The organism is Acidovorax sp. JMULE5, from assembly GCF_013376875.1.
Taxonomy (GTDB): Bacteria; Pseudomonadota; Gammaproteobacteria; order Burkholderiales; family Burkholderiaceae_C; genus Acidovorax; species Acidovorax facilis.
The window spans coordinates 2,955,819-2,973,403 of the sequence record NZ_CP035951.1 but is presented as its reverse complement, the minus strand read 5'-3'; the positions used below and the strand labels follow the sequence as shown (position 1 = coordinate 2,973,403).

19 protein-coding genes are annotated in these 17,585 nt (G+C 66.2%); 10 read left to right on the top strand and 9 right to left on the bottom strand.

Going from position 1 to position 17,585, the window contains the following annotated elements; all coding sequences use genetic code 11:
* Nucleotides 1-60 precede the first annotated feature (60 nt).
* The 4 genes from EXV95_RS13400 (at nt 61) to EXV95_RS13385 (ending at nt 4,272) form a co-directional block, all read left to right on the top strand.
* Nucleotides 61-1,014, top strand: a complete 954-nt coding sequence (locus EXV95_RS13400; protein WP_176887225.1) for a tripartite tricarboxylate transporter substrate-binding protein — start codon at nt 61-63, stop codon at nt 1,012-1,014.
* A complete protein-coding gene (locus EXV95_RS13395; protein WP_176887224.1) occupies nt 1,011-2,339 on the top strand; it encodes a sulfatase in 1,329 nt (442 codons plus the stop codon). Before EXV95_RS13400 ends, EXV95_RS13395 begins: the two co-directional genes overlap by 4 nt.
* 64 nt (nt 2,340-2,403) lie before the next feature.
* Nucleotides 2,404-3,396 (top strand): helix-turn-helix domain-containing protein, encoded by a 993-nt coding sequence (locus EXV95_RS13390; RefSeq protein ID WP_176887223.1) that lies wholly within the window; start codon nt 2,404-2,406, stop codon nt 3,394-3,396.
* A gap of 198 nt (nt 3,397-3,594) precedes the next feature.
* Nucleotides 3,595-4,272, top strand: coding sequence for an alpha/beta fold hydrolase (locus EXV95_RS13385; protein ID WP_176887222.1), 678 nt, complete (start codon nt 3,595-3,597; stop codon nt 4,270-4,272).
* Nucleotides 4,273-4,343: 71 nt separating this feature from the next.
* Here the strand turns inward: EXV95_RS13385 and EXV95_RS13380 are convergent, their stop codons facing one another.
* A complete protein-coding gene (locus tag EXV95_RS13380; protein WP_176887221.1) occupies nt 4,344-5,249 on the bottom strand; it encodes a LysR family transcriptional regulator in 906 nt (301 codons plus the stop codon).
* A gap of 159 nt (nt 5,250-5,408) precedes the next feature.
* Between EXV95_RS13380 and EXV95_RS13375 the strand changes: the two genes are divergently transcribed.
* Genes EXV95_RS13375 through EXV95_RS13365 form a run of 3 tightly spaced genes read left to right on the top strand, consistent with a single transcriptional unit; the run spans nt 5,409 to nt 7,126 of the window.
* Nucleotides 5,409-6,392, top strand: a complete 984-nt coding sequence (locus EXV95_RS13375) for a TerC family protein (RefSeq protein WP_055398348.1) — start codon at nt 5,409-5,411, stop codon at nt 6,390-6,392.
* A gap of 27 nt (nt 6,393-6,419) precedes the next feature.
* The gene (locus EXV95_RS13370; protein WP_176887220.1) at nt 6,420-6,578 is read left to right on the top strand and encodes a hypothetical protein; all 159 of its coding nucleotides are present in this window, start codon (nt 6,420-6,422) and stop codon (nt 6,576-6,578) included.
* A complete protein-coding gene (locus EXV95_RS13365; protein WP_055398347.1) occupies nt 6,575-7,126 on the top strand; it encodes a DUF2062 domain-containing protein in 552 nt (183 codons plus the stop codon). Before EXV95_RS13370 ends, EXV95_RS13365 begins: the two co-directional genes overlap by 4 nt.
* Nucleotides 7,127-7,235: 109 nt before the next feature.
* Here the strand turns inward: EXV95_RS13365 and EXV95_RS13360 are convergent, their stop codons facing one another.
* The 4 genes from EXV95_RS13360 to EXV95_RS13345 form a co-directional block, all read right to left on the bottom strand.
* The gene (locus EXV95_RS13360) at nt 7,236-8,204 is read right to left on the bottom strand and encodes a tripartite tricarboxylate transporter substrate binding protein (RefSeq protein WP_176887219.1); all 969 of its coding nucleotides are present in this window, start codon (nt 8,202-8,204) and stop codon (nt 7,236-7,238) included.
* A 96-nt stretch (nt 8,205-8,300) separates the two neighbouring features.
* Nucleotides 8,301-8,558, bottom strand: coding sequence for a DUF2783 domain-containing protein (locus EXV95_RS13355; protein WP_176887218.1), 258 nt, complete (start codon nt 8,556-8,558; stop codon nt 8,301-8,303).
* A 26-nt stretch (nt 8,559-8,584) separates the two neighbouring features.
* Nucleotides 8,585-10,237 carry an FAD-dependent oxidoreductase gene (locus tag EXV95_RS13350; protein WP_176887217.1) on the bottom strand — a complete coding sequence of 551 codons (1,653 nt, stop codon included), beginning with the start codon at nt 10,235-10,237 and terminating at the stop codon, nt 8,585-8,587.
* Nucleotides 10,238-10,424: 187 nt separating this feature from the next.
* Nucleotides 10,425-11,384 carry an MBL fold metallo-hydrolase gene (locus EXV95_RS13345; RefSeq protein ID WP_176887216.1) on the bottom strand — a complete coding sequence of 320 codons (960 nt, stop codon included), beginning with the start codon at nt 11,382-11,384 and terminating at the stop codon, nt 10,425-10,427.
* A gap of 142 nt (nt 11,385-11,526) precedes the next feature.
* Here EXV95_RS13345 and EXV95_RS13340 point away from each other — a divergent pair, with 142 nt between their 5' ends.
* Complete coding sequence (locus EXV95_RS13340) at nt 11,527-12,339, top strand: IclR family transcriptional regulator (RefSeq protein WP_176887215.1); 813 nt, start codon at nt 11,527-11,529, stop codon at nt 12,337-12,339.
* 7 nt (nt 12,340-12,346) lie between these two features.
* Here EXV95_RS13340 and EXV95_RS13335 read toward each other — a convergent pair whose 3' ends face one another.
* The gene (locus tag EXV95_RS13335; protein WP_176887214.1) at nt 12,347-12,940 is read right to left on the bottom strand and encodes a Crp/Fnr family transcriptional regulator; all 594 of its coding nucleotides are present in this window, start codon (nt 12,938-12,940) and stop codon (nt 12,347-12,349) included.
* A 90-nt stretch (nt 12,941-13,030) separates the two neighbouring features.
* Here EXV95_RS13335 and EXV95_RS13330 point away from each other — a divergent pair, with 90 nt between their 5' ends.
* A complete protein-coding gene (locus EXV95_RS13330; protein WP_176887213.1) occupies nt 13,031-13,486 on the top strand; it encodes an isoprenylcysteine carboxylmethyltransferase family protein in 456 nt (151 codons plus the stop codon).
* On the opposite strand, the gene EXV95_RS13325 is transcribed toward EXV95_RS13330, so the two are convergent.
* Entirely contained in the window at nt 13,483-14,808 is a 1,326-nt protein-coding gene (locus tag EXV95_RS13325) for an O-acetylhomoserine aminocarboxypropyltransferase/cysteine synthase family protein (protein WP_176887212.1), read from the bottom strand. The two genes, EXV95_RS13330 and EXV95_RS13325, sit on opposite strands and share 4 nt — an antisense overlap.
* Before the next feature lie 60 nt (nt 14,809-14,868).
* On the bottom strand, nt 14,869-15,384 hold the full coding sequence (locus EXV95_RS13320) for a CoA-binding protein (RefSeq protein ID WP_176887211.1): 516 nt from the start codon (nt 15,382-15,384) through the stop codon (nt 14,869-14,871).
* Between the two features lie 105 nt (nt 15,385-15,489).
* Here EXV95_RS13320 and EXV95_RS13315 point away from each other — a divergent pair, with 105 nt between their 5' ends.
* Complete coding sequence (locus tag EXV95_RS13315) at nt 15,490-15,840, top strand: MliC family protein (protein WP_055398338.1); 351 nt, start codon at nt 15,490-15,492, stop codon at nt 15,838-15,840.
* Nucleotides 15,841-16,971: 1,131 nt separating this feature from the next.
* Here EXV95_RS13315 and EXV95_RS13310 read toward each other — a convergent pair.
* Nucleotides 16,972-17,580 (bottom strand): thioredoxin family protein, encoded by a 609-nt coding sequence (locus tag EXV95_RS13310; protein WP_176887210.1) that lies wholly within the window; start codon nt 17,578-17,580, stop codon nt 16,972-16,974.
* Between the last annotated feature and the right edge of the window lie 5 nt (nt 17,581-17,585).

Genomic DNA, 17,585 nt, shown 5'->3' with positions numbered 1-17,585 from the left:
CGCCCATCAACCTGCGCGATGGTGCAGGGCCCTGCAACTGCCCCTGGAGACTTTTCGACGATGCGCAAACCCCTTTCATCGCTTCTGGCCATAGCGCTGGCCCTGGCCGCCTCCATCACGCAAGCGCAGGAAGCCCCGTTGCGCATCGTGGTGGGCTACGCCCCTGGCGGCTCTACCGACCGCGTGGCCCGCATCGTGGCCGACAAGCTGGGCAGCAAGCTCGGTACGCCCGTGATCGTGGAGAACAAGACCGGCGCGGGCGGCCGCCTGTCGGCCCAGGCTGTCAAAGCCGCGCCCGCCAACCAGCCCACGCTGCTGCTGGCCAACCCCGCCGTGATGCTGGTGGCACCCCTGGTGTTCCCCGATGCGGGCTACGACCCCGAGCGCGACTTCCGCCCCGTGAGCCATGTCAACAGCTACGAGTTTGGCGTGGCCGTGGCCAGCGCTGTGCCGGTGAAGGAACTGCCCCATCTGATGGCCTGGCTGCGCGCCAACCCCGACAAGGCCAATTTCGGCGTGCCCGCCACCGGGAGCCTGCCGCACTTTTTCGGCCTGATGGTGGGCGACGCCGCCAAGGTGCGCGCCGAGGTGGTGGGCTACCGGGGCTCCGCGCCGCTGCTCAACGACCTGCTGGGCGGCCAAGTGCCCGTGGCGTTCGACACGTTTGACACTCTGCTGCCTCAGCACGAGGCGGGCAAGATCCGCATCCTGGCGGTGTCGGGTGCCAAGCGCAGCGCGCTGGATGGAAAGATCCCCACCTTCAAGGAAAGCGGTTTGGACCTGGCTGCGACCGGATGGAACACCTTCTTCGCGCCCATGAGCATGCCCAAAGCGCAAGCCGAACGCCTGGCCAGTCTGATTCACGAGGTGATGAAGGACCCCGACACCCAGCGCAAGTTCGAGGCCGCCAAGATGGAGCCCGTGGTGGCGACCATGGCGCAGACCGAAGCGATGCTCAAGGCCTACCGCGCGCAATGGGCGCCGGTGGTCCAACGCTCGGGCTTCAAACCATGACCACCCGCCCCAACATCATCTTCATCGTCGCCGACGACCTCGGCTATGCCGATCTGGGCTGCTACGGCGGGCGCGACGCGGCGTTTGGCCCCGTGTCGCCGGTGCTCGACCAGCTCGCGGCCAATGGCCTCAAGCTCACACAGGGTTATTCCAATTCGCCCGTCTGCTCGCCCACGCGCTTTGCGTTGATGACGGCGCGCTACCAGTACCGCCTGCGCGGCGCGGCCGAGGAGCCCATCAACAGCAAGAGCCGAGGCAGCACCACGCTGGGCCTGCCGCCCGAGCACCCCACGCTGCCCTCGCTGCTGCGCGCAGCGGGCTACCGCACGGCGCTGATGGGCAAGTGGCATCTGGGCTACCCGCCCGCGTTCGGGCCGCTGCGCTCGGGGTATGAGGAGTTCTTTGGGCCCATGTCGGGCGGGGTGGACTACTTCACCCACTGCAGCTCTAACGGCGTGCACGACCTGTACCTGGGCGAAGAAGAAAAGCAGCAGGACGGCTACCTCACCGACCTCATCACTGACCAGGCGCTGGACTATGTGCAGCGCATGGCGCCGGGCGCACAGGCCGGCACGCCGTTCTTTTTGAGCCTTCACTACACCGCGCCCCACTGGCCGTGGGAAACGCGCGATGACGAGGCGCTGGCGCAGGAGGTCAAGGGCAACCTGTTCCATCTGCACGGCGGCAACATCGAGACCTACCGCCGCATGATCCACCACATGGACGAGGGCATCGGCCGCATCATGGCGCTGCTGCAGTCCGTGGGTCTGGCGCGCGGCACGCTGGTGGTGTTCACCAGCGACAACGGCGGGGAGCGGTTTTCAGACAACTGGCCCCTGGTGGGCGGCAAGATGGACCTGACCGAAGGCGGCATCCGCGTGCCCTGGATCGCGCACTGGCCCGCCGTGATCGCACCCGGCGGCGTGAGCGCGCAGACCTGCATGACCATGGACTGGTCGGCCACGATGCTCGACGCCGCAGGAGCCGCCGCGCATGCGGACTACCCGCTGGACGGCCGTTCGCTGATGCCGCTGCTGCGCGATGCCAACGTGATTGACGAGCCTCCGCTGTTCTGGCGCATGAACCACCGGGGCCAGCGCGCCATGCGCCAGGGCGTGTGGAAGTACCTGCGCGTGGATGGCAACGACTACCTGTTCAACCTGGCCGACGATGAACGCGAGCGCGCCAACCGTGCGCCCGTGGAGCCCGAACGCCTGCATGCCATGCGCGCCGCGTGGGAGGCGTGGAATGCGTCCATGCCCGCCATTCCGGACGACGCGACCGTGAGCCTGGGCTACTCGGTCAAGGACATGCCGCAGCGCTGAGCCCGGCGGGCGGGCGGGCTTGCCCTGTTGCCTGCTCGGCACGCTTGCCGGTAGATTGGGCGCCATGCTCGCCGCCTCTGCGCCTTCGTCCCCCGCTGCTTTGCGCCAGTGGACCACCGACGTGGTGGCGCCGCCCGCGCGCCTGGACTACTGGGTGGGCGCGATCTGCGAGGCGTTTCTGGAGATGGACTGCAGCTCCCGCGAGGAGCCGCTGTTTGGCGGGGAGCTGCAAAGCCTGCCGGTGGAGACGCTGTCCATCAACCGCGTCCGGGCCTCCACCCAGGATGTCTTTCGCACGCCCGCAGGCATTGCGCGCAGCCGCCAGCTGCCTTTCTACCTGATCGGCCAGGCCGAAACCGCGTGGCATGTGCGCCAGGATGGCCATGTGGCCCATCTGCGCCCGGGCGATGTGGTGCTGCTGGATTCGGCTAGGCCCTATGAACTGCACTTTCCTGAAGGCGTGCACTGTGTGTCGCTGCAGCTGCCGCGTGCCTGGGTGGGGCAATGGCTGCAGCGGGCCGAGACGCCCGGGCCGCGCGTGGCCTGGCGCGACCAGGGCTGGGGCCAGAGCCTGGGGGCGCTGGCCGTGCAGCTGGCACGTGACCCGGCCTCGGCGCAGGCCCTGCCGCCAGCATTGCTGTCCGATCACCTGGGCGCGCTGCTGTGCGCTGCGCTGGAGCCGCCCCAGCCACCGGCCCCCACGGCTGCGCGCAGCCTGCATGCCCATCTGTGTGCGCTGCTGCGGGCGCGCATCGACCAGTCGGGGCTCTCGGCCCAGGCCCTGGCGCAGGAGGCGGGCGTATCGCTGCGCACCCTGCACCGGGCCTTTGCGGCGCAGGGTCACACCTTTGCAGGCACCTTGCGCGACCTGCGCCTGGCGCGAGCGGGCGAGCTGCTGCGCCGCCCCCAGCTGGCCCATGTGGCCGTGGGCGAGATCGGGCGGCGCTGCGGCTTTGCGGACCCCTCGCATTTCGCACGCGCCTTCCAGCGCGCCATGGGGGTGTCGCCCGCGCAGTGGCGGCGTGGTGGCGGAGGCCACACGCAATTCCCTCGTTGAGACGGCCGCGCTGGCCTGTGGGTGAGCGCTCTGGCACATCCAGCACAGCAGGCTGGCACGCGCAGGCCATTCCGTGCCACCGGGTGTTTCTAAGGTAGCGGCAGGGCGGATTGCCCAGTCCTGCAACACAACCCCAAGGAGACACACAAGCCGGATACCTATGTCCTGGTCCATGGCGCCTGGCACACCGGTGCCGAAATGGAAGCCACCGCCACCCACCTGCGGGCGCGCGGCCACACCGTGCACTGCCCCACGCTCGCGGGCAACAACCCCGGCGACGACCGCGCGGCCACGGGCCTGGCCGATGCGGTCGATTCACTGGCGGCCTTCATCGAAGGCCAGGGCCTGACCGATGTGCGCCTGGTGGGCCACAGCTATGGCGGCATGGTCATCAGCCACATGCCCGCGCGCCTGCCCGGGCGCATCCGGCGCCTGGTGTACTGGAACGCTTTTGTGCCGCAGCCGGGCGAATGCCTGAACGACCTGGTGCCACCCCACTACCGCGCGCTGTTCGACCAGGTGGCGGCCAGCAACGGCAATGCCGTGATGCTGCCGTACCCCATCTGGCGCGAGGCCTTCATCAACGATGCCGACGATGCCCTGGCGCAAAGCACCTACGCGCTGCTCAACCCTCATCCCTACCGCACCTTCACCGAACCGGCGCAGCTGCCCGTGCCGCTGGCCGCGCTGGAGGTGGGCAAGAGTTACCTCAACGCGCAGCAAGACACCGCGCTGCCGCACAGCCTGCCCTGGCACCCGCGCCTGTCAGAGCGGCTGGGCCTGTTCCGCCTGGTGGAGTGCCCGGGCAGCCATGAGCTGTGCTTCTCCGACCCGGCATCGGCGGCCTTGCACATCGAGCGGGCGGGGCGCGACTGAAGGGAGCCTTCCAGGTTGGATTGATTTTTGGTGTTTTTGGCTCCTAGCGCTTGATGGGTAAGCGCTGGTAGCTATAAATTCAGAAGCGTTTCGCTTTTCCCTGCCTCCAGCAGCCGCACGAGCAGCGGGTGCATCACCTTGCGGGCGCTGTAGATCAGGTGGAACTGCTCCTGCACATCGGGTGCGGTGCCCACCTGCACCAGCCCGTGGGTCTGCGCCAGGTGCTCGCCCAGCGAGACCGGTGCGGGCATCACGCCCATGCCGGTGGCAGCAAAGGTGCTGAGCAGGGCGCTGTCTTCAAACTCCCCCGCAATGCGAGGGCGGATGCGTTCGCGCTCCAGCCAGTGGTCGATGCGCGCGCGCATGGCGGCGTGGTCGGTGGGCAGCAGCACGGGCACCACAGCCAGGCTGTGCGGGAAGCTGTTGGCCGCCGCCTCGGCCCAGAGTGGGGGCGCATACCAGGCGATGGCGCTCGTGCCCAGCAGTTGGCTGGTGGTGCGCAGGGCCGGGTTGGGCGGTGCAGCGCGGTCGGCCAGCACGGCATCGAGCTTGTGCAGCGCCAGCTCGCCCAACAGAGGCTGAAACTCGCCCTCGTGGCACAGCAAGCGCAGGTGCGGCTCGTCCAGCACGGGCGTCAGCAGCCGGTGCACGGCCAGCTTGGCAATGCCGTCGGAGATGCCCAGGTTCAGCCGCAGCGTCTGGCCGGTGGCCGCCTCGCGCACGCGCACCGGCAGCAGCTCGCCCAGCGCAAAGATGTGGTCGGCCTCGTGCAGCGCGGCCACGCCCGCGTCGGTCAGCACCAGGTTGCGGCCCTCGGTGCGCAGCAGGCTCACGCCCAGCGACTTTTCCAGCTCGCGCACCTGGGCGCTGATGGTCTGAACGGCCATGTCCAGCCGCTCGGCGGCGCGGGCGATGCCGCCCTCCTTGGCGACCACCCAGAAGTAGAAAAGATGGCGGTAGTTGAAGCTCTGGCTCATGATCTCTTTGTGGTGTGGCCGTTCAAAAGTGTTTGGTTCGTAAAAACCGAACCAATACTACTGTGATCACAGGTTTTAAAGAAGTACCCCAGCCCCTACAGTCCACGGCTTGGGCGCCCGGCTTGCCTGGGTGTGTGAGGGCATTTTTGGAGAAACTCGATGGAAACAATAGGAACGTGGTGGATGTGGGCGGGATTTGCCGTCTTCGTGGTCGTTGCCATAGCCGTTGACCTGCTGGTCATGGAGCGCCAGGGCGCGCACAAGGTCACCATGGGCGAGGCCGCGCGCTGGAGCCTGTTGTGGTTCTCGCTGGCGTTTGTGTTCGTGGCCATCCTGTGGTGGTACCTGGACAGCAGCCAGGGGCGCGAGATTGCCAACACGGTCTCGATGCAGTTCATCACTGGCTACCTGGTCGAGAAGAGCCTGTCGGTGGACAACATCTTCGTCTTCCTGATGCTGTTCAGCTACTTTGCTGTGCCGCCGCAGTACCAAAAGCGCGCGCTCATCATCGGCATCATCGGCGCCATCGTGCTGCGCACGCTGCTCATCCTGGCAGGCGCCTGGCTGCTGGCCACCTTCCACTGGCTGCTGTATGTGTTTGGTGCTTTCCTGGTCGTCACCGGCGTGAAGATGTGGTTTGCCGCCGGACAGGAGCCCGACATTGCCACCAACCCGGTGCTCAAGTTCCTGAAAAAGCGCATCCGCATCACCGACCAGTTTGATGGTGAAAAGCTCTCGACCATGATCAATGGCGTCAAGCACTACACCCCGCTGTTCGTGGTGCTGATCCTGATCGGCACGACCGACATCATCTTTGCGGTGGACAGCATCCCGGCCATCTTCGCCATCACCAGCGACCCGTTCATCGTGCTCACGGCCAACATCTTCGCCATCCTGGGCCTGCGTGCGCTGTACTTCCTGCTGGCTGACCTGGCCAACCGCTTCCACCTGCTGGCCTATGGCCTGGCGCTGGTGCTCGTGTTCATCGGTGGCAAGATGCTGCTCATCGACTTTGTGAAGATCCCGATCGGCTATGCGCTGCTGGTGACGGCGTCGCTGATCGCAGGCTCCATCTTCCTGTCGCTGCGCAGCTCGGGCGAGGCTGCCAAAGGCGCCCCACCCGCACTGCCCCCCAAGGCCTGATAGCGCCCCAACCCGGAGACCACAACCATGGATCTGCTCGAATCGGTGATGCTGTGTTTGCTGTTGGGCTTGGTGGGGGCCAGTGCCATGGCCTACCACGCTGACAACGAGCCGCGCGACGTGCGCCTGCTGGTGGGGCTCACCACCTTGTGGGGCGCAGGCACGGCGGCGGCGTTGATCGCATGATGCAGCCGCTGTGTCGCTTGCGCCGCTGGCTGCGCGCTCTGGAGCCCCGGGCTCGCCAACTGCTGGACCGCAGCTGGCTGGCGCAGTTCCAGCCCTGGCTGGAGCAACGGGCCCTGTTTCGCTTTCAGCGCCAGCCACTGGCGCGCGGGGTGGCGGCAGGCATGTTCTGCGGCCTGATCCCCGGGCCGTTGCAGATCCCGGGCACGCTGCTGGTGTGCGCCTGGCTGCGCGGCAACGTGGTGGCAGGCGGTGTGGCCACGTTCTATACCAACCCGCTCACCACCGTGCCGCTGTATGTGATGGCTTTTTACCTGGGGGCGTTGGTGATGCCCGGCGCGCAGACGCTGCCCGCTTGGAGCAGCGTGGCACCGGGCGGTGAGTTCACGGTGCAGGCCTTGGGCACCTGGATGCAGGCGCTGGGCGCGCCGCTGCTGATCGGTCTGCCCACCCTGGGGCTGCTGCTGGCAGTATTGGGCTACGCGACGGTGCAGTTGCTGTGGCTGGCACCCGCTCTGCACCGCAAGCGGCGGCTGGCGCGCAGTCGCTGAGCGTCCTGCGGCAGGAACTTGGCTTTTGCGAGCGCCACCGTGGAATGGGCTTTGCCAGGCCACCGGTGGCGACTCCCTCTCAGGCGAAGCGGCGCAGCCGCTCAGTGGGTCAGTCGAGTTTTACGCCCACTTTGGTAATGACGCGGCCCCACTTTTCCCGCTCGGCACGCGCAAAGCTGCCCATCTGGGCGGCCGTACCGGGCATAGGCTCCACGCCCAGGGCCTGCAGGCGGGCCTTGGTGCGCGTGTCGGCCAGGGCTGTCTGCAATGCCTTGCTGAAGTTGGCCACCACATCGGCCGATGCGCCCGTGGGTACCACCAGGCCCTGCCATGCAAAACCTTCAAACCCTTGCAGGCCCTGTTCGGACATCGTGGGCACATCGGGCATGGTCGTCACGCGCTGCGGGCTGGCCACACCAATGGCCTTGACCTTGCCGCCGTTGAGAAACGGGTACACCGTGGCGCTGTCGATCCACATCGCGGGCACCTGACCGCCAATCACATCCTGGATCGCCGGAGCCGCGCCGCGATACGGCACGTGCGTGAGCTTGAGCCCGCTTTGCTCGCGGAACAGCTCGCCCACCAGGTGGTGCGGGCTGCCCGGTCCGGCGGATGCCCAGTTCACGCCATCAGGCATCCCCTTGGCCCAGGCCATGAACTCCTTCAGATTCTTGGCGGGCACGCTGTTGGACACCACCAGGAACATCGGGAAGCGCACCAGCAGGCCCACGGGTTGGAAGTCTTTCTCGGCGTTGTAGGCGAGCTTGCTGAACAAGAACGGGTTGGCCGCCAGCGTGGCGAAGTCGGCCGAGAACATCAGGTTGCCGTAGTCCTTGTGGCGTGCGCTGTACTCGGCGGCGATGTTGGTGCCCGCGCCGGGCTTGTTGTTGATGACGATGGGGCGGCCCAGTGTGGCCGACATGGATTCGGCAATCGTGCGCGCCACGATGTCAGAGCCGCCACCGGCCGCGTAGCCCACCACCCATTCGAGTGGCTTGGTGTCCTGGGCATGGGCCAGGGGGAGGGTGGTGGCCAGGGCCAACCCGGCAAGGGTGGCGAGGAAGTGTTTGCGCTGCATGGTGTTGTCTCCGTGGTGTTGTCAAAAAAATGAAGGCAAAGCCTGGTCCCCGCACCGTCTGCGCGGTGCTGGAGCTGTGGGGTAGAAAAGGTGAGGCTAGGCCGCCACCGCGTGGGTGGGCACCACGGGCGTGATGGCGGGGGTCGCACGCCGGTCGGCTGTGGGCACATCACTGCCACGCGCCAGTTGCAGCGCGTGCTGCAGCGTGGCCTGGTCACCGATGTGGTTGGCCAGCAGCAGCAGCAGACGCGCGTTCATGGCGTGGCTCTCGGGCGTGGACAGGCCCTGGTGCGCGGCAATCAGCGCTTCATAAAAATCGTCGCAGGCCTGCAGGTTCGGTTGGGTGTTCAGCATGGGCATGTTCCTTGTCGTCTTCCTGGTCAGACGGCTGCGGCCGTGGCACGGGCCAGTGCGCTGCGCACAGCCGCTTCGGTGGGCGTGCGCCAGCGTGCGCACACATGCTGGTCGGGCCGCACCAGGTACACGGTGCGCGGCAACGCATCCAGCCGCTGGGCGGCCAGCGCCTGGTGGTCGATCACATCAATGCCGATCTGCAGCACCTTCACACCGGGCAGGTCACGCGCCCACGCAGGGGCTGGGCCGAACACCAGCAGCGTGAAGTCCGGCCCCAGCTCGCGCAGCAGCCAGGTAGGCTGGTCTTGCCGGGTCAACGGTGCGTCCAGCAGCACGGCACCTGGCACCTGGGTGCCTGCGAAGTGATCGGTATCCGGCGTGTTCAGGGGCGACTGGTGCAGCGTGGCGGGCACCGAGAGGCGCCCGCTGTTCACGATACGCCGTGCAAACGCATGCTCGCGCGCCAGGTGCAGCGCCGCGTCGCGGAACAGGCGGCTCACTTCGCTCTTGGGGGTGATGAAGTCGGTGGCACGCGTGGAGTTGCACAGGTTTTCGTCGGCCGCGTATTCGCGCTCGGGGCCATACGTGCCCACCAGTGCGGGGCTGGCGCGACCCTGGAGCACCCAGTCCAGCTTCCAGGCCAGGTTCTCGGCATCCTGCACGCCGCTGTTGGCGCCACGTGCGCCAAAGGGCGAGACGCCGTGGGCGCTGTCGCCCGCGAAGATGACGCGGCCGTGCACGAACTGGTCCATGCGCAGGCAGGCAAAGGTGTAGACGCTGGCCCAGTCCAGCTCGAACTGCGCATCCGCCCCCAGCAGCGCCTTCACGCGCGGAATGATGTTCTCGGGCTTTTTCTCTTCCTCGGGGTCGGCGTCCCAGCCCAGCTGGAAGTCGATGCGCCACACGTTGTCGGGCTGGCGGTGCAGCAGCACGCTCTGGTTGGGGTGAAAGGGCGGGTCGAACCAGAACCAGCGCTCGGTCGGAAAGTTCGCTTCATCCGCCAGCTTCACATCGGCGATCAAAAAGCGGTCTTGAAAAATACGGCCTTTGCTCTCCAGCCCCAGCATCTGCCGCGTGGGCGAGCGCGCACCGTCGCAGGCCACCAGCCATTGCGCATCAATCTGGTAGGCGCCCTCGGGCGTGTCGATGCTCAGCAGCGCGCCGTCCGCGCGGCTCTCCACCGCAGTGACCTTGTTGTGCCAGCGGATGTCGATGCCCGGCAGCTGCAGCGCACGCTCCACCAGGTAGGCCTCGGCGTAGTACTGCTGCAGGTTGATGAAGGCGGGGCGTTCGTGGCCTTCTTCGGGCAGCAGATTGAATTCGTACAGCTGCTCGTCTTTCAGGAACACCTTGCCCAGGTTCCACGAAATACCCTTGTCCACCATGCGCTGGCCCACGCCCAGGCGGTCCCAGATCTCCAGCGTGCGCTTGGCAAAGCAGATGGCGCGCGAGCCGATAGAGAGCTTGTGGTCGTTGTCCAGCACTACCACACGCTGCCCACGCTGGGCCAGGTCAATGGCGAGTGACAGGCCTACAGGGCCCGCGCCGATGACCACGATGGGGTGCTGCGTGGGCGTGGTGCCGTCCTGATCGGGCGAGCGCACGTAGCCGAAGTCGATGGCCTGCACCTCGGCGCCACTGGCGTGGAAGGCCTCGGCGGGGATGTCTCTGGGGTTCATGTTCTACGACCTTTGTGTTTGATCGATTGCTTGATGTCGAGAGCTGACCTTTGCAACTGACGCGCCCCAAGCGAGGGACGCCAAGCAAGGGCCGTCCCGCAGCGAGGGCGTCGTCCCCCTTCCCGAATCGCGCAGCGGTTCGAGAGAAGGGGGAAGGCGCGCAGCGCCTCAGGGGGTTGTTCTCTGCCTAGCCTTCCAGCGATTTCCACATTTGAATGTCGCGTTCAGCGGTCCAGATGCGTGGGTCGGGGTATTGCGTGGCCTCGTCGTACGCACGGGTCACGTCAAACGGCATGCAGTGGTTGAAGATGACCCAGTGGCCGTACTTGGGCTGCAGCTTGGCAAACGTGGCCTCGTACACCTTGCGCAGGTCTTCGCCCTGCGCAGCGCTGGCCTTCACACTCTCGTACAGATCGCTGATGAAGGCGCGTGTACCCGCCAGGCCCGTCTGCACCTGCTCAGGCGTCTGCAGCGCGGCGCCACGGCCAGGCACCAGCTTTTCGGGCTTCAGCGCTGCGATGTTGTCCAGCGTCTGCGGCCAGTCCTGGAAGTACGCATCGCCCGCATACGGCGTGGCGTCGAACTCCACCAGGTCGCCGCTGAACAGGATCTTTTCCTGCGGCAGCCAGGCCACCGTGTCGCCCTTGGTGTGGCCCCGGCCCAGTTGCAGGATCTGCACCTCCAGCTTGCCCAGCCACAGGGTCATCTTCCTGTTGAAGGTCATGGTCGGCCAGGTCAGGCCGTCCGGCACGCTCTCCACATTCTGGAACAGGCGCGGAAAGCGGCCGATCTCGCTGTCCTTGTCGAACTGGCCACGCTCCACGATCAGGTCGCGCGTGTCTTCGCTGGCAATGATGTGCTCGGCACCGTAGGCGCTGGCCCCCAGCACGCGCACGGCGTGGTAGTGGGAGAGCAGCACGTACTTGATGGGCTTGTCCGTCACCTCGCGGATACGGCGGATCACGTCCTGTGCCATCACAGGCGTGGCCTGGGTGTCGATGACCATCACCGCGTCGTCGCCAATGATGATGCCGGTGTTGGGGTCGCCCTCGGCGGTGTAGGCATAGGCGTGGTCGGAGAGCTTGTCGAAGCTCACTTTCTTCACTTCGAGGTCGGCGGCGGAGGCAAAGGTTTTGACGGTGCTCATGGTGGTGATTTGTTAATGGTGAATTCGTTTATCTAAACGGAATGTGTTGATGTTAGGCAAGAAATTCGTTCATGTCTAACGCATTTGTTTAGGTGTAAACCCGAAGTGCGTATGGATGCTGCGCTGCGTGGACAATCGCCCCATGCCCACGACGACCCCCGACCTGCCCCCCGCCGACGATGAAGACACGCCCCGCAGCCCGCGCGGCATCCAGAGCGTGGAGGTGGGCGGCCAGCTGCTGAAGGTGCTGGCACGCACCGGCCGGCGCATGGCGCTCAAGGACCTGGCCCGCGCGGCGAACATGACGGCCGCCAAGGCCCACCCCTACCTGGTGAGCTTTGGCAAGCTGGGCCTCATCGAGCAGGACGCCGTGAGCGGCCACTACGGCCTGGGCCCCTTGGCCATGCAGCTGGGCCTGATCAGCCTGCAGCAGGTGGACCCGGTGCGCCTGGCCATTGCCGAGCTGCCCGCGCTGGCCCAGCGCATCGGCTACACCGTGTCGGCCTCGGTCTGGGGCGACAACGGCCCCACCATCATCCGTGTGGAAGAAGGCCCCACCGCCGTGTATGTGGCCATGCGCCACGGCACCACGGCTTCTGTGCGGCACACGGCCACGGGCAAGGTGTTTGCAGCCTTCGGCCCGCGCGAGCGCGCTGCGGCTGCGCTGGCGGCCGAAGGGTTTGCGGGCGCACTGGACGAGCCTGCATTTGCGGCCGAACTGGAGGCCGTGCGCCAGTACCAGATCAGCGAGGTGACCGACCAGCTGCTGCCCGGCATCAGTGCGCTGGCCACGCCGGTGTTTGACGGGTTTGGGCAGCTGGTGTTGTGCCTGGCGGTGATAGGGCCCAGCGCCACGCTGCAGACGGGGCCGGGCAGTGCTGCCGCAGGCCATCTGCGCGACACCGCGCGCAGCCTGTCGCAGCGCCTGGGCGCCGCGCAGGGCACCAAACCCTGAGCCGCCGTCAGCCGCCGCGCAATATGCGCGCCTTGATGCGGCTGAGCGCCACCGGCGTCACGCGCACATAGCTGGCAATGTCGCGCTGGCGCACCTGGGCGGCGATCTGCGGGTGCTGCTGCAGAAAGCGCCGGTAGCGCTCTTCGGGCGACAGCGTGAGCAACTCCATCTCGCGCTGCTCCTTGCGCTGGCCGTACAGGCGGTAGGCATTGCTCAGCGCGCGCTGCCACCCCATGTGGCGCGCGGCCAGCGCTTCCAGCGCGGCATGGTCGATCTGCTCCACCGTGCAGGGCCCGCCTTCCGCCAGGGCGGTGTAGCTGGTAACGCCGTTCGGCTGAAGTGCCGTGAGGCTGGCAAAACACATGCCGGCCGGCACAAACCCCTTGACCCAGGCGTCACCTACGGCCGTCTCGTACACCATCTTGATGAGCCCTTGGTTCACCACAAAGACCCGGGGCTGCGCCTCGCCCGCGTGGAACAGCACCTCGCCCGGCAGCAGCTGCCGCACCGTGGTGGCGCGGTCCAGAGCCTCCCACTCGGGCAGCGGGGCCTGTGCCAGTTGCTCCAGCACCGTGTGGGTGGAATGAGAAAAGGTCGGCAAAAGAGGACTCCGTTAACCCAGGTTATCGCCAGCACAGCACGCCATCGGCAGACTGCGGGCCATGTCTTGATTGTGCAAGGAGAGGTCGGAATGCGACGTTTGCTGCTGCCCCCTGTGGTCTGGTTTGCGTCGGTCGGTGCGATGGTGATTTTGCAGCGCATCTGGCCCGTGGCCGTGCTGCCCGCCGATGGGCGTGTGCTGGCCTGGTGGGCGGGGGGTGTGCTGGTGCTGGCGGGCCTGGCCGTGGCCCAGTGGCATGCTCGCCTGTTCAGGCGCATCGGCACCAACATCAACACCTTTGGCGAGCCCGGCACGCTCACCACAGCGGGCCTGTTTGCACACACCCGCAACCCCATGTACCTGGGCATGCTGCTGGCCCTGGCGGGTGTGGCGCTGGCGCTGGGCACTTTGTCGCCGTGGTTGCTGGTGTTGCAGTTTTTTGTGCTCGCGCAGTGCTGGTACATCCCGCTCGAAGAGCGCAAGCTGGCGGCCCGTTTTGGACGCCAGTACGCGGACTACTGCCGGGATGTGCGGCGCTGGATCTAGGCTCCTTGAGAGCGCGCCAGTGCCTGGTCAACGTCCCACAGGATGTCGTCCAGGTCTTCAATCCCCACCGACAGCCGAACCATGTCCGCGCTCACGCCAGCGCGTGCCAGCTCTTCTTCGCTCAGTTGGCGGTGCGTGGTCGATGCGGGGTGGATCACCAGCGTCTTGGCGTCGCCGATGTTGGCCAGGTGGCTCAGGAACTCGCAGGCGTCGATGAACTTCTCGCCCGCCGCAGCGCCTCCCTTCACGCCAAACGTGAGGATGCCCGAGGCGCCCGGCGCCCCGTCCACAGCACGAAACTGCTTTTGCGCCAGATCGTAGTACGGCGAATCCGCCAGACCCGGGTAGTTGACCCACGCCACCTGCGGGTGGCCTTGCAAAAACTTCGCCACGGCGAGCGCATTGCGGCAGTGCTCGCGCATGCGCAGGTGCAGGGTTTCGGCGCCCTGCAACAGTTGCCACGCGTTCATGGGCGAAAGCACGCCGCCAAAGGTGCGGTTGACCTCCATGCGCGCCTTCATCGTGTAGCCAAAGTCGCCAAAGGTCTCGTAGAACTTCACGCCGTGGTACGCGCGGCTCGGCTCCACCATCTCGGGGAACTTGCTGTTGTCCCACGGAAACTTGCCGCCCTCGACCACCACGCCGCCCATGGTCGTGCCGTGGCCGCCGATGTACTTGGTGGCGCTGTGCACCACGATGTCGGCGCCGAGCTGCAAGGGGTTGCACAGGTAGGGGCTGGCCACCGTGTTGTCGATGATGAGCGGCACGCCGTGCGCGTGCGCCACCTCGGCCACGGCCGCGATGTCGAGCACGTTGACCAACGGGTTGCCGATGGTCTCGCCGTACACGGCGCGGGTGTTGGGGCGCATGGCGCGCGCAAAGTTCTCGGGGTCGGCCGGGTCCACGAACGTGGTCTCGATACCCAGGCGAGAGAAGCCCACGCCCAGCTGCCCCACGGTGCCGCCGTAGAGCGTGCTGGCCGCCACGATGTGGTCACCGGTTTTGAGGATGGCTAGCAGCGCCGCCATCTGCGCGGCCATGCCGCTGGCGCAGGCCAGGGCCGCACGGCCGTTTTCGAGGCTGGCGATGCGCTCCTCGAACACGGCCACCGTGGGGTTGCTGATGCGGCTGTAGACGTTGCCAAAGGTCTGCAGGTTGAACAGGCTGCTGGCGTGCTCGGCGTTGTCGAACACAAAGCTGGTCGTCTGGTGGATGGGCGTTGCGCGCGCGCCCGTCACTGGGTCGGGCTGGGCGCCGGCGTGGATGGCGCGGGTGCCAAAGCCAAATGCGCGGTCGGCGCCGGAGGGGTGTTCTGAGGACATGGGTTTGAATGAAATTGGCTGCTAGCGCTTGATGGGAAAGCGCTGGTAGCTATGAATTTGCTAGTAAGGCAGCTGCCGCAGGCGCTTGGCGCTGATGACCCGTGTGTTCACGCCCATCCAGCCCAGGCCGCCAAACAGCCGCGCGTGCTCGATCTTCACGCAGCGGTTTTCGATCACCTGCAGCCCGGCGGCCTCGGCGCGTTGCCTGGCCGCCTCGTTGAACACCCCCAGTTGCAGCCACAGGCACTTTGCGCCGATGGCGATGGCTTCATCGGCCAGCGGCGGGATGTCCTCACTTTTGCGAAAGCAGTCCACCATGTCGATCTTCTGCCCCTGCGCCGCCAGCGCGGCAGCGGCTTCGGTCACGCTGGCGTAGGCGGTTTCGCCCAGGATCTGCCCGCCCTCGCGCGCGACGAGCGGATTCACCGGCACGATGCGGTAGCCATGTGCCTGCATGTACTTGGCCGCGAAATAGCTGGGTCTGTGCCATTGGGGCGACAGTCCCACCACCGCAAGGGTGCGGCAGTGCGTCAGAATATCGCGCAGGGTGCTGATGGTGTCGGGCGTGCGTTTCATACATGGCAGTGTATGGGGGCGAACCGCTGCGGCGCCAGACCCCCGCGTTGTCCACCCACACTGCCATCAACACGGTGGCACCGACCCAGAATCCGAGGAGATCCCGTGCAGAACCCACCACGCGCCCGCCGCACCACTGGCCTTGTCGCCACGGCTGTTGTCTTGTCCACCCTTGCCCTGAGCGCCTGCACACCGCCCCGCGCCCCTGATGTGCCCAAGGTCCAGCGCGTCACGACCTACGCCTGTGACCGTGGCCCCATGCTGGTGGTGCACTGGCCCGCTCAGCCCGACGGCCCCGCGCTGCTGGAGATGAACGGCCGCACCGTGCCGCTGCAGCCTGAGCGCGTGGCGTCGGGTTTTGGATACGGTGATGGCGGAACGTACATCCGTGGCAAGGGCAACACCATGTACATGCACACGCCGCGCGCTCTGCGGGTGAACTGCGTGGCGCGCTGAAGTTCTTTTTAGCTTGCAGATTTGTGCTGCCGTAAGGCCATGCCGTTCTCCGGGGACGGGTGGGTGCGAAGCCCCTGCTAGGTATCACTGATCCTGTTGCCACTGGTGGCGCCTATTGAAGGAACGTGACCCGTTTCTACAACCGGGCAAATATGGGGCGCGCTTCATCCACGCCCAGAACCCCGTCATTGCGATCAAGGGCGGGCTTGCGCGGCCAATGGAGACGTGCTTGGGGATACCGCTGAGGCCTGGCTAGGCCTAAACTGCTGCGTTGCTGTCACACTGGTCCAGAGCGCGATGTCGGTTGCTGATGCGACGAGTATCGGGGCGAAGGGCTACAAGAGGCGGACAGGGAGCTGGGTTGAATGACTTGGGGCTGCAAGTGTTTACGCCGCTCTGCAAAGTGCCGCCACAGAACTGCAGCTACGCAGCCCGAAGCGCCCAGCCCGAACCACGCACACCACAGGGACAGCCAAGTGTCTTGCGGGACAGCCCAGTGGCCGACAAAGACAGCTGTGCCGCTGAGCAGGCCGGCCCAAATTTTGGCTTTTCTGTTTGGTTGGACCTGTGCCAGTATGAAGCGACCGGGGCCGACCCCCACCCCTTGAACTGATGGCCGCACGGCGACGAAAAACATAACGATCAGCAGCAGTGGGATCAGGAGCAGGGACCATTTGCCCAATTGTTCCGTAGCCCACAGTCGGACGTGGGGAGGGATGGTGTAGGCGATGCCCCACATCAGGCCGAAGGCGATGCCCTGAAAACCAGCAGGGAGTTGTTCGGGTTCTGCATCCCGCTTCCACTGCAAGACCTCTTCGCACAGGGGACAGGTGATCGCCTGCCCCTGGGGCGTGTACCAGCGGGCGTTGCGGGGCAATAGGGTGGTGGTCCAATGATCGAAGAATCCGTTGCATGCGGGGCAATGGTGCCGACCAACGCCCAGGGCCTTGTTGGAGTTGCTGCTGGCGGGGTACGACAGTTCCTGGTTGCAGGCTTGGCAGATCTCTTGGGAGTGCTGGAGCGGGCGGCGGCATTGTTCGCAGTGCATGCCTGCATCTTAGTGGTGCCTGCCAATGCACAACAGGGTCGCCGCACACTGCATGTAGTGTGGGCGGCAGCGCAATTCCTGGCTCAGGACTTGTACTTGATGCTGCACCCATACGGCGCCGTCGTTGCCGTCGAAATCGGCTTGCCCGCCAGCGCCTCGGCCAGCCCCACCTTCACATAGTTGGTGGCCTTCTCGATGTCGGCCGGGCGGGCCGACGGAATGCTGTCGATGCCGCCTGCATATACCAGCAGGCCCTGCGGATTGACGATGTACAGGTGTGGCGTTGTGCGGGCGCCGTAGCTCTTGCCCACGGTGCCTTCCTCGTCCATCAGCACGGCGGTGGGGGCGGATTTGCGCTCCTGCTTCCAGGCCATCAGCTTGGCGGGCTCCAGATAGTCGCTGCTGGCTTTTTCGGTGGAGTTGATAGACAGCCACACCACACCTTTGCCGGTGGCGTCCTTCTGCGTGGCGGGCATGTTGCCGCTGTCGTAGTGTTTGCGCACAAAGGGGCAGCCGGGGTTGGTCCATTCCAGCACCACGTGTTTGCCTTTGAAGTCCGACAGGCGCACGGTTTTGCCCGACGTGTCCTTGAGCGTGAAGTCGGGCGCGGGCTGGCCCACGGTGGCGGCGGCCTGGGCGCCCAGTGCGACCAGGGCAGCGGTGGCGATCAACGTACGGCGAAGCAGCTTCATGGCAG

What these genes read in the sequence shown, in the direction of transcription:
- EXV95_RS13310 (WP_176887210.1), bottom strand. Translation starts at nt 17,580, where the DNA reads ATGAAGCTGCTTCGCCGTACGTTGATCGCCACCGCTGCCCTGGTCGCA.
- EXV95_RS13395 (WP_176887224.1), top strand. Translation starts at nt 1,011, where the DNA reads ATGACCACCCGCCCCAACATCATCTTCATCGTCGCCGACGACCTCGGC.
- EXV95_RS13365 (WP_055398347.1), top strand. Translation starts at nt 6,575, where the DNA reads ATGATGCAGCCGCTGTGTCGCTTGCGCCGCTGGCTGCGCGCTCTGGAG.
- EXV95_RS13350 (WP_176887217.1), bottom strand. Translation starts at nt 10,237, where the DNA reads ATGAACCCCAGAGACATCCCCGCCGAGGCCTTCCACGCCAGTGGCGCC.
- EXV95_RS13345 (WP_176887216.1), bottom strand. Translation starts at nt 11,384, where the DNA reads ATGAGCACCGTCAAAACCTTTGCCTCCGCCGCCGACCTCGAAGTGAAG.
- EXV95_RS13380 (WP_176887221.1), bottom strand. Translation starts at nt 5,249, where the DNA reads ATGAGCCAGAGCTTCAACTACCGCCATCTTTTCTACTTCTGGGTGGTC.
- EXV95_RS13355 (WP_176887218.1), bottom strand. Translation starts at nt 8,558, where the DNA reads ATGCTGAACACCCAACCGAACCTGCAGGCCTGCGACGATTTTTATGAA.
- EXV95_RS13360 (WP_176887219.1), bottom strand. Translation starts at nt 8,204, where the DNA reads ATGCAGCGCAAACACTTCCTCGCCACCCTTGCCGGGTTGGCCCTGGCC.
- EXV95_RS13320 (WP_176887211.1), bottom strand. Translation starts at nt 15,384, where the DNA reads ATGAAACGCACGCCCGACACCATCAGCACCCTGCGCGATATTCTGACG.
- EXV95_RS13375 (WP_055398348.1), top strand. Translation starts at nt 5,409, where the DNA reads ATGGAAACAATAGGAACGTGGTGGATGTGGGCGGGATTTGCCGTCTTC.
- EXV95_RS13325 (WP_176887212.1), bottom strand. Translation starts at nt 14,808, where the DNA reads ATGTCCTCAGAACACCCCTCCGGCGCCGACCGCGCATTTGGCTTTGGC.
- EXV95_RS13340 (WP_176887215.1), top strand. Translation starts at nt 11,527, where the DNA reads ATGCCCACGACGACCCCCGACCTGCCCCCCGCCGACGATGAAGACACG.
- EXV95_RS13400 (WP_176887225.1), top strand. Translation starts at nt 61, where the DNA reads ATGCGCAAACCCCTTTCATCGCTTCTGGCCATAGCGCTGGCCCTGGCC.
- EXV95_RS13390 (WP_176887223.1), top strand. Translation starts at nt 2,404, where the DNA reads ATGCTCGCCGCCTCTGCGCCTTCGTCCCCCGCTGCTTTGCGCCAGTGG.
- EXV95_RS13370 (WP_176887220.1), top strand. Translation starts at nt 6,420, where the DNA reads ATGGATCTGCTCGAATCGGTGATGCTGTGTTTGCTGTTGGGCTTGGTG.
- EXV95_RS13330 (WP_176887213.1), top strand. Translation starts at nt 13,031, where the DNA reads ATGCGACGTTTGCTGCTGCCCCCTGTGGTCTGGTTTGCGTCGGTCGGT.
- EXV95_RS13385 (WP_176887222.1), top strand. Translation starts at nt 3,595, where the DNA reads ATGGAAGCCACCGCCACCCACCTGCGGGCGCGCGGCCACACCGTGCAC.